This window comes from Novosphingobium sp., assembly GCF_041905565.1.
Lineage (GTDB): Bacteria > Pseudomonadota > Alphaproteobacteria > Sphingomonadales > Sphingomonadaceae > Novosphingobium.
The window spans coordinates 214820-227578 of record NZ_JAYRKX010000001.1 but is presented as its reverse complement, the minus strand read 5'-3'; the positions used below and the strand labels follow the sequence as shown (position 1 = coordinate 227578).

The 12759-nt window shown below is 68.2% G+C and carries 10 protein-coding genes; 4 read left to right on the top strand and 6 right to left on the bottom strand.

The window, feature by feature from the left end; translation table 11 throughout:
- Positions 1-35: 35 nt before the first annotated feature.
- Positions 36-1199, bottom strand: a complete 1164-nt coding sequence (locus ACE3N9_RS01075) for a Yip1 family protein (RefSeq protein WP_374279986.1) — start codon at positions 1197-1199, stop codon at positions 36-38.
- A 163-nt stretch (positions 1200-1362) separates the two neighbouring features.
- On the opposite strand from ACE3N9_RS01075, the gene dnaE reads away from it, so the two are divergent.
- The 4 genes from dnaE to ACE3N9_RS01055 are packed head-to-tail and all read left to right on the top strand — an operon-like array spanning position 1363 to position 7552.
- The gene (dnaE, locus tag ACE3N9_RS01070) at positions 1363-4833 is read left to right on the top strand and encodes a DNA polymerase III subunit alpha (RefSeq protein WP_374279984.1); all 3471 of its coding nucleotides are present in this window, start codon (positions 1363-1365) and stop codon (positions 4831-4833) included.
- A 28-nt stretch (positions 4834-4861) separates the two neighbouring features.
- Positions 4862-6454 (top strand): long-chain fatty acid--CoA ligase, encoded by a 1593-nt coding sequence (locus ACE3N9_RS01065; RefSeq protein WP_374279982.1) that lies wholly within the window; start codon positions 4862-4864, stop codon positions 6452-6454.
- A gap of 2 nt (positions 6455-6456) precedes the next feature.
- The gene (locus ACE3N9_RS01060) at positions 6457-6864 is read left to right on the top strand and encodes a DUF1330 domain-containing protein (protein WP_374279980.1); all 408 of its coding nucleotides are present in this window, start codon (positions 6457-6459) and stop codon (positions 6862-6864) included.
- A complete protein-coding gene (locus ACE3N9_RS01055) occupies positions 6854-7552 on the top strand; it encodes a LuxR C-terminal-related transcriptional regulator (RefSeq protein WP_374279978.1) in 699 nt (232 codons plus the stop codon). Before ACE3N9_RS01060 ends, ACE3N9_RS01055 begins: the two co-directional genes overlap by 11 nt.
- Here ACE3N9_RS01055 and ACE3N9_RS01050 read toward each other — a convergent pair.
- Genes ACE3N9_RS01050 through ACE3N9_RS01030 form a run of 5 tightly spaced genes read right to left on the bottom strand, consistent with a single transcriptional unit; the run spans position 7549 to position 12700 of the window.
- The gene (locus ACE3N9_RS01050; RefSeq protein ID WP_374279976.1) at positions 7549-8628 is read right to left on the bottom strand and encodes a PA0069 family radical SAM protein; all 1080 of its coding nucleotides are present in this window, start codon (positions 8626-8628) and stop codon (positions 7549-7551) included. The two genes, ACE3N9_RS01055 and ACE3N9_RS01050, sit on opposite strands and share 4 nt — an antisense overlap.
- 42 nt (positions 8629-8670) lie before the next feature.
- Positions 8671-9654 (bottom strand): SMP-30/gluconolactonase/LRE family protein, encoded by a 984-nt coding sequence (locus ACE3N9_RS01045; RefSeq protein ID WP_374279974.1) that lies wholly within the window; start codon positions 9652-9654, stop codon positions 8671-8673.
- 2 nt (positions 9655-9656) lie between these two features.
- A complete protein-coding gene (gene moaB, locus ACE3N9_RS01040) occupies positions 9657-10196 on the bottom strand; it encodes a molybdenum cofactor biosynthesis protein B (protein WP_374279972.1) in 540 nt (179 codons plus the stop codon).
- Positions 10186-11946 (bottom strand): lytic transglycosylase domain-containing protein, encoded by a 1761-nt coding sequence (locus ACE3N9_RS01035; RefSeq protein WP_374280332.1) that lies wholly within the window; start codon positions 11944-11946, stop codon positions 10186-10188. Before ACE3N9_RS01035 ends, moaB begins: the two co-directional genes overlap by 11 nt.
- 34 nt (positions 11947-11980) lie before the next feature.
- Positions 11981-12700 (bottom strand): hypothetical protein, encoded by a 720-nt coding sequence (locus ACE3N9_RS01030; protein ID WP_374279970.1) that lies wholly within the window; start codon positions 12698-12700, stop codon positions 11981-11983.
- Positions 12701-12759: the final 59 nt, after the last annotated feature.

The window sequence follows — 12759 nt, the reverse complement described above, 5'->3', positions numbered from 1 at the left end:
TCTCCCCCGGCGAACCGGGGGAGATGCCGTGCGGCCTAGTTCGCCAGTCCCGCCAGCGCGCCCGCGTCGATTGCGGCGACGGCGGCTTTCAGCTCGTCGATGCTGCCGGCATTGCCTTCCGCCTCGACCATGAAGCGGCTGCCGACCATCGTGCCGAACTTGCCGCTGCTGTCGGTCTTGTTCCATTCCTCAACCTGCATCTGGCCGTTGACCGTGCTGGTCTTGCTGTAGCCATCGGCGTCCTCGCGGCTTTCCTGCACGCCCATCGCCGCGCCGATCCCGGCGATTGCGCCCAGGCCCGACATGTCGACCACTTTCAGCCGGAAGCTGCGTTCGCCCTGGGTATAGGTGCCTTCGGCCTGGCTGCCCATGCCGCCCAGCGCCTGGCTTTCCACCGCGGTGCGTTGAAACCCGCCAATCGAGCCGGGCAGCAGCGCCTGCAGCCTGGCCGCGTCGACCGCGACCTTCTGGCCGTTGGCGGCGGCTTCCAACTGCTTGCCGGCCTGTTCGAGTTTGCCAGTGTCCAGCGCGCCGCCACCCGGCAGGGTGACCGTGCCGCCGCCGTCCGATCCGCTGATCGTGCTGCCCGCCATGCCGCCGCCCAGCAGAGCGACAATCGGCGTGGATAGCGCGCCGACCACCAGCCACAGCACCATGGCCGCCAGGATCGTGACGGCGGTATAACCGGCGGCCTTGTCCTGCGGCACTTTCATCAGCGGCGCGGCGCCGGTGTAGAACAGGTACAGGCTGTAAAGGCCGAGCAAGCCAAGGATACCGAGGCCCGGGATCGCTTGCGCAATCCCCACCACCCAGGCCGGGGTCGCCCCCCAGACGATCAGCTTGAACGCGCTGGTGCGGTCCGCCGTGCCGCCGAATTTCGGGGCCAGCGCATCGGCGATCAGCGCCAGCACCGCCACCCCCAGCAGCGCCAGCAGATAGCTGACCAGCGCCGTGGTCAGCCCCATCGCCAGCCCCGGCTTGTAGTTGAAGCCCAGCGCGCCAAAGCCGAACAGCTGGCCGTGCACCAGCGTCGCCACCGGGCCGATTGCGGCCAGCGGCACGGCAATGCGCCGGATCAGCGCGCCCGGACTGTCGGGTTCGGCGGCAATCAGGGGCCAGGTTTCGGCGGGTTTGGTGACCAGTGCCTTGATCCGTTGGACCAGGCCATTCATCGCCGCGGCGTTGCTATTGTCGTCCATCGTAATTCCCCTCTCGGAAACGGAATTCGACCCGGCCTATTTTTCTTGTCAGACAATCATATCAGGCCCGGCTTGGCCAGCACAATCGCGCCCCGGCGGGCACTGGTGGAAAAGGCGCGCCGCCCCGGTTTGCGAATCCCGCCGCGATGCCTAGTTTGGCCCGATGGCCCATGCTCCCTTCGTTCCGCTGCGCGTGTTTTCCAGCTTCACCATGCTGGACGGGGCGATCGACCCCAAGGCGATGGCCAAGCTGGCGAAGGAACGGCACTTTCCCGCCATTGCGATGACCGATCGCAACGGGCTGTACGGCGCGATGGCCTTTGCCTCGGCCTGCAAGGACATGGGCATCCAGCCGCTGATCGGCACGTTCCTGGGGCTGTGGCGGGACGGCAATGGCCCGATCGACTGGCTGGGCCTCTTGGTGCAGAACGATGCCGGCTGGCTCAACCTGTGCCGACTGGTCAGCCGCGCGCACCTGGAACGGCCGCTGGAACTGGATCCGCACGTCACTTTTGCCGATCTTGAAGCGGGCACCGAAGGGCTGATCGCGCTGACCGGCGCGGGCGAGGGGGCGTTGGCCCGCCTGCTCGCCGATGGCAAGCGGGACGAGGCGCAAGGCTATTGCGAGCGGCTGGAGCGACTGTTCCCCCAGCGCCTCTACATCGAGATCGCCCGGCGCGACGACCCGGTCGAGGAAGCGGCGGAAGACGCGCTGATCGACCTGGCCTATGCCCGCGATCTGCCGCTGGTCGCCACCAACCCCGCGCAGTTCGCCGAAAGCAGCTTTCACGCCGCCCACGATGCCATGCTGTGCATTGCCAATTCGACCCACATCGACGCGGCGGAGCGCCCGCGTTCGGGCGCGCAAGGCTGGGTCAAGCCGGCCGAAGTGATGGCCGAGCTGTTTGCCGACCTGCCCGAAGCGCTGGCCAACACGCTGGTCGTCGCCCAGCGCTGCGCCTTCAGCCCGCCCAAGCGCAAGGCGCTGCTGCCCAGCCTGGCGGGCGACAAGGAAGGCGAAGCGGCGATGATGGCGCAGCTTGCCCGCGAAGGGCTTGAAGCGCGGCTCGCCCCTTATGGCGAAATGAGCGAGGAGGAGCGCCAGCCCTATCTCGACCGGCTCGATTTCGAAGTGGGCATCATCACCCGCATGGGGTTCTGCGGCTACTTCCTGATCGTGGCCGACTTCATCCAGTGGGCCAAGCAGAACGACATTCCGGTGGGGCCGGGGCGCGGTTCGGGCGCGGGCTCGCTGGTTGCCTGGGCGTTGACCATCACCGACCTCGACCCGATCCGGCTGGGGCTGCTGTTCGAACGCTTCCTCAACCCCGAACGCGTGTCGATGCCCGACTTCGATATCGACTTCTGCGAAACCCGCCGCGGCGAGGTGATCCGCTATGTCCAGCGCAAGTACGGCGCGGACCACGTGGCGCAGATCATCACCTTCGGTAAGCTGAAGGCCCGCGCGGTGCTGCGCGATACCGGCCGCATCCTGCAAATGAGCTATGGCCACGTCGACCGGCTGTGCAAGATGGTGCCCAACCATCCGACCGACCCGTGGACCCTGCCGCGCGCGCTGAACGGCGTGCTGGAACTGAAGCGCGAGTATGACAACGAGCCCGAGGTCAAGCGGCTGATCGACCTAGCGGTCCAGCTGGAAGGGCTGCCGCGCAACAGCTCGACCCACGCGGCGGGCGTGGTGATCGGCGATCGCCCGCTGGAACAGCTGATCCCGCTCTACCGCGATCCGCGTTCGGACATGCCGGTGACCCAGTTCGACATGAAATATGTCGAGGATACGGGCCTGATCAAGTTCGACTTCCTGGGTCTGAAGACGCTGTCGGTGCTGAAGAAGGCGCTTCAGCTGATGCAGCGGCGCGAGATCCGGATCGACCTGTCGGCGCTGCCGTGGGATGATCAGGAAGTCTATGCGCTGCTCCAGCGCGGCGACACGGTGGGGGTGTTCCAGCTGGAATCCGAAGGGATGCGGCGCACTCTGGCGGCGGTGAAGCCGACCAATTTCGGCGACATCATCGCGCTCGTCTCGCTCTACCGTCCGGGCCCGATGGACAACATCCCGCTGTTCGGTCGGCGCAAGAACGGGCTGGAAAGCATCGAATATCCCCATCCCAAGCTGGAAGGGATCCTCTCGGAAACCTACGGGATCTTCGTTTACCAGGAACAGGTGATGCAGGCCGCGCAGATTCTGGCCGGCTATTCGCTGGGCGACGCGGACTTGCTGCGCCGCGCGATGGGCAAGAAGGTCCAGGCGGAAATGGACGCGCAGCGCCAGCGCTTTGTCGATGGCTGCCGCGAAGTGTCGGGGATCGACGCGGCCAAGGCGAACGAGCTGTTCGACTTGATCGACAAGTTCGCCGGCTACGGCTTCAACAAGTCTCACGCGGCCGCCTATGCGCTGCTCGCCTATCAGACCGCCTGGCTGAAGACGCATTACCCGCACGAATTCTATGCCGCCTCGATGTGCTTCGACATGCACCAGTCGGAAAAGCTGGCGGTGTTCGTCGACGATATGCGCCGCGCCGGGCTGGCGCTCGCCGGGCCGGACATCAACCACAGCGAGGCCGAATTTTCGGTCGAGCGCACCAACGAGGGGCTGGCGGTGCGCTATGCCCTGGCCGGCATCCGCAACGTCGGCGAAAAGGCGATGGACGCGATCGTGGCCGAGCGCGAGGCGAACGGCCGCTTCGCCAGCCTGGAAGACCTGTTCCGCCGCGTCCCCTATGGCAGCATGAACCGCCGCCAGCTGGAAGGGCTGGCCGCCGCCGGGGCGTTTGACGCGCTCGAGCCGAACCGGGCCAAGGTGCTGGCCAATGCCGACATGCTGCTGGCCGTGGCCGACGAGGCCGAACGGACCCGCAATTCCGGCCAGCACGGGCTGTTCGGCGGGGATGATCACGCCGCGCAGGCGCTGCGCCTGGCCGATTGCCCGGCCTGGAGCCGGTCCGAACAGATGGCCAAGGAGCGCGAGAACTTCGGCTTCTATTTTGCCGCCCATCCGGTGGAACAGTGGCGCGCCGTGGCCAGCGCCAACGGCGCGCGGCCCTATGCCAGCCTGATGGAAACCGGCGTGCCCGGCGGCGGGCGGCTGGGCGCGGTGATGTCGGCGATGGTGGAAGGCGTGCAGAAGCGCAAGACCAAGCGCGGCAACGATTTCGTCGTGGCGGAATTCTCGGATTCGTCGGGCCAGTTCTCGGCCAGCTGTTTCGAGGAAACGCTGGTCGAACCGATGGTGCAATGGGCGCGCGAGGGGACCTGCGTGCTGCTCAACGTCGAACTGGACGCGCCCAGCCCGGACGAGCCGCCGCGCGTCACCGTGCGCGGTGCCCGCCCGCTGAGCGAGGTGAAAAGCGCCTCGAGCATGGTGCTGAAGCTCGACATCCTGCGCCCCGATGTGCTGCCGGAACTGGCCATGCTGCTCCACCGCGACGGCGAGGGGCGGGGCGAAGTGCTGGCTCGGCTGCGCACCGGCACCGGGCAGGAACCGCTGGTCCGGCTGGGCCGCGACTTCCATCTTGACGGCGAACTTGCGGAACGCTTGGCAAGTGTTGAAGGACTTGCCAATGTGTCGCTGACCGCGCGGCGGGGGGCAGGACACCTGCGGCTCGTCGCCTAACAACAAGAATCGTCAGGAGAGGACATCAATGCTGGGAGCGATGCAGGACTGGGATCTTCGGGTCACGCGCATCATCGATCATGCCGCGCGCGAACATGGCGCGCGCGAGTTGCTGACCCGTTGGGCCGATGGCAGCGAGACGCGCACCACCTGGGCCGGCATCCGGCGCGACGCGCTGAAGATGACCCAGGCGCTGCGCAAGCTGGGCGTGGGCAAGGGCGACCGGATCGCCACCCTGGCGATGAACCACCATCACCACCTGATCAGCTGGTACGGCGCGGTCGGCGTGGGCGGGGTGCTGCACACCATCAACCCGCGGCTGTTCGACGACCAGCTGGAATACATCGCGAACCATGCCGAGGATCAGGTGCTGCTCTATGACAGCATGTGGGCCGGGGTGGTCGAACGGATGAAGTCGAAGTGGACGACGATCCGCCACTACATCTGTTTCGACAACGGCGAATTCGAAGCCTGGATCGGCGCCGAGGACGGCCAGACCGAATGGGCCACCGGGGACGAGCGCGATCCCTGCATGCTGTGCTATACCAGCGGCACCACCGGCAATCCCAAGGGCGTGCTGTACCAGCACCGTTCCACCATGCTCCACGCGATCACCAGCCTTCAGCCGGCGATCTTCGATTTCGACGCGCGCTCGGTCATGCTGCCGGTGGTGCCGATGTTCCATGCCGCCAGCTGGGGCCTGCCGTGGGGCGGGGCGGCGGCCGGCGTGAAATTCGTCTTCTCGGCGGTCAACGATCCGGCCGTGCTGTGCGAGTTGATGAACCGCGAAAAGGTGACTCACACCGCCGGGGTGCCGACCGTGTGGCTCGGCATGTTCGGCCACATGGACGCGACCGGGGCCGAAATCCCCAGCCTGCGCCACGCGATCATCGGCGGCAGCGCCGCGCCGCGCTTCATGATCGAGCGGCTGATGAAGGCCGGGGTCAACATCGCCCACGCCTGGGGCATGACCGAAACCAGCCCGATCGGCACCACCGGCGCCAAGACCTGGGACTGGGACGATTTGCCGTTCGATGACCAGGTGTCGATCAAGCAGATGCAGGGCCGCGTGCCGTTCGGCGTCGAACTGCGCTGCGTCAGCCTGGACGATCCCGATGTGGAACTGCCGCGCGACGGCAAGACCAGCGGGGCGCTGCAAGTGCGCGGGCCGTGGGTGATCCAGCGCTATTTCAAGGCCGACAAGGACGCCGCGATTGGCCCCGACCAATGGTTCGATACCGGCGACGTCGCGGTGATCCACCCCGACGGCACCCTGCAACTGACCGACCGGACCAAGGACGTGATCAAGAGCGGCGGGGAATGGATCAGCTCGGTCGAGCTGGAAAATGCCGCCGTGGCGCATCCCGCCGTGGCCGAAGCCGCCGCGATCGGCATTGCCCATCCCAAGTGGGACGAACGCCCGATCCTGGTCGTGGTCAAGAAGCCCGGGGCAGAGGCCAGCGCCGACGAGATCCGCGACTTTCTGGGCACCAAGGTGGCCAAGTGGTGGCTGCCCGACGCGGTCGAATTCGTCGATGAAATCCCCCACACCGGGACCGGCAAGATCAGCAAGAAGGACCTGCGCGACCAGTTCCGCGACTACAAGCTGGCGGACGCCTGAGCATGACCGCCTACATCGACCCGGATCGCGACAACTGGCAGCGCTTCAAGGACCTGCCGCGTGACACGCCGATTCACATGCTGAACCTGATCAAGTTTCGCGATCTGGCCGACTATCCCAAGGGCCATCCCCTGCATGGCCAGGGCCTGACCGGGCGCGAAGCCTATGCGATCTACAAGGAAGGGTTCCAGCGCGTGGTCGCGAATGACGGCGCGGCGATGGTCTGGGAAGCGCCGCTGGAATGCACCGTGACCGGCCCCGACGGCGAATGGGACGAAGGTTTCGTCATGGGCTATCCCAATAGCGCGGCTTTCATGGCGATGGTCAAGAACGAGGAATATGTCCGCGACGTGGTGCCCCACCGCACCGCCGCCGTCGCGGACAGCCGGCTGCTGCGCTTTGCTGGCTGACGGCGCGCCGGATCCGCTTGCCCGCCTGACCGATGCCGAACGCGCGGCGCTGCGCCTGCTGGGGCAGGGTCACGATACCAAGAGCGCGGCGGCCGCGCTGGGCATATCCGCCCATGCGGTGGGCGAGCGGCTGCGCGAGGCGCGGCGCAAACTGGGTGTGACCTCCAGCCGCGAGGCGGCGCGGCGCCTGCTCGCGGCGGAAAGCGGGCTACAGGAAATTCGGGCCGGATTTTCAGGGGATGCGGCGGCGTCAGGTGCCGGGCATGCCGCCCCCCGCCGCGTCAATCGCCGCGCGGTCCTTGCAGGAGTTGCCGTCATGTCCGCTATTGCCTTTGCCGCGCTGGCCTGGTTGCTGGCCGGTCCCGCCGCCCAGCCGCCGCGCGTGCTCGCCACCGCTCCGGCCGAGGGCGCGGCAGTACCCGCCGGGCCGTTCACCCTGTCGGTGACTTTCGACCAGCCGATGCAGGCGAACAGCTTTTCCTTCGTTCAGACCGATCCGGCCAGCTTTCCGCAGTGCGCCCGCTTGCCGGTGCAAAGCGCGGACCGCCGCACTTTCACGCTGCAATGCCGCGCCCAGTCGGGCCGGCAGTACGAGGTGTGGTTCAACCGCGCGCGCTGGCAGAATTTCAAGGGGCTGGGCGGACAGCCGGCCGTGCCTTATCGTCTGACCTTCCGCACCGCGCCCTAAAGCAGGCGCAGTTGCCCGGCCGGGCCGGGTCGTTCGAACCGGGTGCAGTCCAGCACCGGTTGTTCGCGGTTCAGTCCCAGCCGCTTGACTGCCAGGCGGAAGCGGGTGCGCAGCAGGTCGGCCCAGACCCCGCTCGGCTTCATCCGGGTGAAGAAGCCGGGGTCGTTGTCGCGCCCCTCGCGCACCGACTGAACGATGGCCATGACCTTGGCCGCGCGGTCGGGATAGTGGACCGCCAGCCATTCGCGAAACAGCGGCGCGACCTCATGCGGCAGGCGCAGCATGATCCAGCTGGCGCTTTGCACCCCGCGCGCGGCGGCCTCCTCCAGGATGCCTTCAATGAACTGGTCGGTGATCGCCGGAATGATCGGCGCGACCGAGACATGGGCCGGAACGCCCGCCTCGGCCAGCTTGGCCAGCGCGTCGAGCCGCTTGGCCGGGGCGCTGGCGCGTGGTTCGAGCAGGCCGGACAGGCGCGGGTCGAGGCTGGTGACGGATAGCGCCACCGCCGTCAGGTTTTGCCGCGCCAGCTCGGCCAGCAGGTCCAGATCGCGCAGCACCCGCGCGCTCTTGGTGGTGATCGTCACCGGGTGGCGGGTTTCAAGGCAGACTTCCAGCACCTGCCGGGTGATCCGGTAACGCCCCTCGATCGGCTGGTAGGGATCGGTGTTGGTGCCCATCGCGATGGGGGCGGGGCGGTAGCCGGGCCGGGCCAGCGTCTCGCGCAGCAGGTGCGCGGCTTGCGGCTTGGCGAACAGCCTGGTTTCGAAGTCCAGCCCCGGCGAGAGGTCGTGGAAGGCATGGCTGGGGCGGGCATAGCAATAGCTGCAACCATGCTCGCAGCCGCGATAGGCATTGATCGAGCGGTCGAACGGGATGTCGGGCGACTGGTTGTAGCTGACGATGCTGCGCGGGTGCTCCTCGATCACCGTGGTGCGCAGCTTTGGCCCGGGACCGTCAATCTCTTCGCGCGCGTCCAGCCAGTCGCCGTCCGCCTCGCGCGCGGCAAGGCCGAAGCGCTGCGGCACCGCGGCAGACTGCGCGCCGCGGCCATGGATCGGGGGCAGGAAGGGCATTTCGGCAATAGAACATACAAAGAACAAAACCGCAAGGACGATCTAGCCCAGCCTGGCCCCGACAATCCGGCTCGACCCGCGCGCGACGATCAGCACCTCGTCGCGGCTGAAGGCCAGGTTGGTGGGCATGTCGATCATGGTTCCGGCGGGGTCGCTGACCACTTCGACCAGCCGCCCGACCGGGGTGATCGCGACGATCCGGTTGGCGAAGGGCAGGGTCACCCACAGGTTGCCGCGCGCATCGAAAGCCAGCCCGTCGCAGTATCCGGTGCGGCTGCGTTCGGCCTGGGGCAGGGCACGGATTTCGCTGGCGGGCTGATCGTCCTTGACCATGCCCAGCGCCGGTCCTTCGTAGCGCGGCTGATCGAGCGTCCCGTCCGGGCGCCGCCGCCAGCTCATAACCCTGCCTTCGGCGGTGAGCGCGCAGTAGAGGCGGCGCTCGTCCGGCGACAGGCACAGCCCGTTCGCGCCGCGCAGGCCGCGCGCGACCACTGCCGCGCGGCCATCGGGCCAGCAGGCATAGATGAACCCTTCGGCCTTGGTGGTGCCGATATTGCCGATCGTCCACCCGCTGTGGCTGCAATAGACCACGCCGTCGCGCGCCGCCGCGGGGCAGTTGGACGCGACCAGTTCGCGCCCTTCGAGTTCGGCGACCAGCACTTCGCTCGCCCCGGTGGTCAGGTCGATCCGGCGCAGCGGGCCGGGCTGGTTGTGGAGCAGCCCGACGCTGGCGAGCAGCGCCCGGCCTTCCCGGTCGACCGCGACGCCGCCGGTCCCCCCGGGCTTGCCCAGCAGGCTGGTGCCCGCGCCGGGGCGCCACAGGCCGATCGCCGCGCCGTTGGTGGAAAACACCGCGCCGCCGCCGGGCAGCGCCGCGATCCCTTCGGGGCTGTCGATCCGGTCAACGACAAGGCGGAAATCGGCTGAGGTGAGGCGCGGCAGAGCGGCGCGGGGCCGGGCCTGGAGCGGCGGGGCAAGCAGACCCGCGCCAAGCCCCAACAGCATCGCGCGCCGGTCCGTTCGCATCGTCACACCTCTTTGAGTCGGGGCATCAGTTCGACGAAGTTACAGGGTCTGTTCCGGCTGTCGAGCTGTTCGGCCAGGATCCGGTCCCAGCCATCCTTCACCGCACCGTTCGAGCCGGGAAGCGCGAAGACATAAGTGCCATTGGCAACGATCGCTTCGGCCCGGCTTTGCACGGTGCTGGTGCCGATCGACTGGAAGCTGATCCAGCGGAACAACTCGCCAAAGCCGGGGATCGTCTTGCCGCCGTGCGACTGGCGGACGAGGTCGAGCGCCTCGGGCGTCACGTCGCGCCCGGTCAGGCCCGTGCCGCCGGTGGTGATCACGCAGTCGATCGCCGGATCGTCGATCCAGCCGCGCAGGCGGCTGGCGATCTGGGCGGCGTCATCACGCTCGATCGCGCGGACCACCAGGCGGTGCCCGGCGGCAAGCACGCGTTCGGCCAGCAGTGCGCCGCTGGTGTCGGAGTCCAGCGTGCGGGTATCGGAAACGGTCAGGACCGCGATGTTGACGGGTTTGAACGGACGGGCCGGATCAACGGCCACGCAGCACCACGCCGTTCGGGCTCATCCGCACGGCCTGCGATCCGGTCAGTCCCGGAAAGGTCGGCCACAGCCCCTGGACCAGCGCCAGCCGGCTTTCCGAAGGGCCGCCGGCCTGCCGCTCGTACATCCAGTAATTGCGCATCACGATGTTCACGTAACCGCGCGTTTCCCAATAGGGGATGCTTTCGATCCAGAGCAGCGGATCGCCCTGGTCGCGGATTTCGCTGTTCCAGCGGGTCACCGGGGCCAGCCCGGCGTTGTAAGCGGCCATCACCTTGGGCAGCAGGCCCTGGGTGCCGCTCGAATCCTTGAGCATCTGCAAGTGCTGCTGCCCGAAGGCGAGGTTGATCGTTGGCTTGGCAAGATCCGAGGGCGTGCCGGACACGCCAAGACTGGCGGCGTGGTCGCGCGCGGCGGCAGGCATGATCTGCATCAGCCCCTTGGCCCCGGCCGGGCTGGTGACACTGGTGCGGAACACTGATTCCTGCAGCGCATGGGCATAGACCAGCGCGGGATCGACCCGCCAGCCGGTTGCCGGAGTCCACTTGGGCGTGGGGAAGCGGGCGGCGGGTTCCGCCTTGCCGCCGCGCGGGGCGTTGTAGGCCATCCACAGCTGGGTGCCAGGCAGGCCCAGGTCGCGGGCGAGGCGGGTGAGCGGCTGGTATTGGTCCGCCCCGCCGATCCGCGCCTGATAGCGCAGCACTTCATCGGCGCGGCCATCCTGGCCCACTTCGGCCAGCGCGGCGGCGGCCCGCACGGTCGGCACGTCGCGCAGGCGCTGCCAATCGGCCTGGGTAAAATCGGGGGCCTGGTGGGTTTCGGGCACTTTCAGCCCCAGCTGTTCCAGCGCGAGCATGCCATAGAGCGTCTCGTCCATCCGCGCGGCCAGGCGCAGCGGCGCGGCAGCCTTGTCCGGCTGGCGGCAGCGCACGTGGGCGCGGCTTTGCCAATACCAGGCGGCAGCGGTCAGCTCGGCATTCTCGGATCCGGCGGCGGCCTTGGCAAAGGCATCGGCGGCGCCGGCACAGTCGTTCAGCCGCCAGGCGGCAAGGCCAGCGGTCCACCAGCCTTCGGCCACCCACGGCCCGGCGCCATCGGCCACGCCCTGGGCGGCGGCATAGGCGCTGGCATCGTCATTCTCGATATAGAAGCTCCACGCCACCTTGGCGCGCCATTCGGCCCGGGTCGCCTGCGAAAGCTGGCTGTCGATCCCGTCGAGCAGCGCCTTGGCCCCGGCCGGATCATCGGCCTTGATCTTGGCGAGGATGCCGGCGGATACCGCGCCGGGCATGGTGCCATCGTTGGTATCGCGCGGGCGGATCCGCTTGGGTCGGCTGGGCAGGGTGGCCAGCGCATTGGCGCTGGGCAGCGGCGGCAGCACCGTGGCTCCGCGCTTGACCGCCAGCGCGGAAATCTGTTCGGCTTGGGGCAGGCCGACGCCGGTTGCCAGCCACTGGTTCAACGCGTCGAGTTCGATCTTGGGCGAACCCGGCGCAAGATAGTATTCGGCCTTGGCGACCGCGTGCAGCGGGCCGTCCGGCTTTTGCGCGAACATCGCCTGGACCCTGGTCCAGTCACCCTTGTCGATCGCGGCGAACAGGTCCTTGTAATAGGCGCGTTCGTCCTGGCTGAGCAGCGCGGGCACCGCGCTGCGATCGGCGCGGCCGCGGAAATAGTCCACCGCCGCGGCATTGGCATGGGCCAGCCCCGGCAGCGCGGCAATTGCCCCTGCCAGCAGCACTGCCGCCATCCTTGCCTGCGCAAGCTTGGTCACGTTCAAACGTCTACCCCGTCCAGTCGAGCAAGGCCTGCCACAGCCGGGCCTTGCCACGTGGTCGCGCCCCCAGAATGTCCAGTCCCGGCGCGGTCAATGCCGACCATATAGCGCCGCCGTGGTTAAAATGCGTCAAAGGATCGGCACTTTTCGCCGGATCGTGGCCAAGCAGCGACGAGATGTTGCTGCCCAGCAGCAGCAGTCGCTGCGGCGCGGCGAGTGCGATGTGGTGGGCCAGCACCTGGCCCAGCCCGGCGGCGGCCAGCGCAGGCCAATCGGGCAGGGGGGTGTGGCGCGGCAGGCAGGCGGCGACATAGACCTGCGCCGGGTCCATCCCCAGCGCGCCCAGGATTGCATTCAGCACCTGGCCCTGCGGCCCGGACAGCAGCTCGGCCTCGTCATTCGAATCGGGCTGCTCGACCAGCACCATCAGCGGCGCCTTGGCCGGTCCGCGCGGCGGCACGCGGCGCTCGGTCATGCCATGGTCGAGCGAGGGTTCGGTCAGCCACCATGTCGTGAATTCGGGCAGGGTGGCGGGCAGCTCGGCGGGATCTCCGCCGATCCGTTCGGGTTCCGGTTCGGGCGGCGGAGGCGGCGCGGCGACGGGTGCGGGGCCGGACTTGGCGGCGGCATCGGGCCGCTCCAGCCAGTCGCGCGGCTCGTCGGTGAAGTGCAGGTCCACCCCCGCATCGCGCCACCAGCCGATTGCCGCGGCCAGATCGCCGGGCATCAGGGGCGCGCGGGGCGCAGTTTGTCCGTGCAAAGTCACATTGCGGTCTTGACCTGCCG

Excerpts from the sequence above, each read along its gene's own strand:
- ACE3N9_RS01050 (WP_374279976.1), bottom strand. The coding sequence starts at position 8,628 with ATGCCCTTCCTGCCCCCGATCCATGGCCGCGGCGCGCAGTCTGCCGCG.
- ACE3N9_RS01060 (WP_374279980.1), top strand. The coding sequence starts at position 6,457 with ATGACCGCCTACATCGACCCGGATCGCGACAACTGGCAGCGCTTCAAG.
- ACE3N9_RS01030 (WP_374279970.1), bottom strand. The coding sequence starts at position 12,700 with ATGCCCGGCGATCTGGCCGCGGCAATCGGCTGGTGGCGCGATGCGGGG.
- ACE3N9_RS01065 (WP_374279982.1), top strand. The coding sequence starts at position 4,862 with ATGCTGGGAGCGATGCAGGACTGGGATCTTCGGGTCACGCGCATCATC.
- dnaE (WP_374279984.1), top strand. The coding sequence starts at position 1,363 with ATGGCCCATGCTCCCTTCGTTCCGCTGCGCGTGTTTTCCAGCTTCACC.
- ACE3N9_RS01075 (WP_374279986.1), bottom strand. The coding sequence starts at position 1,199 with ATGGACGACAATAGCAACGCCGCGGCGATGAATGGCCTGGTCCAACGG.
- ACE3N9_RS01035 (WP_374280332.1), bottom strand. The coding sequence starts at position 11,946 with ATGGCGGCAGTGCTGCTGGCAGGGGCAATTGCCGCGCTGCCGGGGCTG.
- ACE3N9_RS01045 (WP_374279974.1), bottom strand. The coding sequence starts at position 9,654 with ATGCGAACGGACCGGCGCGCGATGCTGTTGGGGCTTGGCGCGGGTCTG.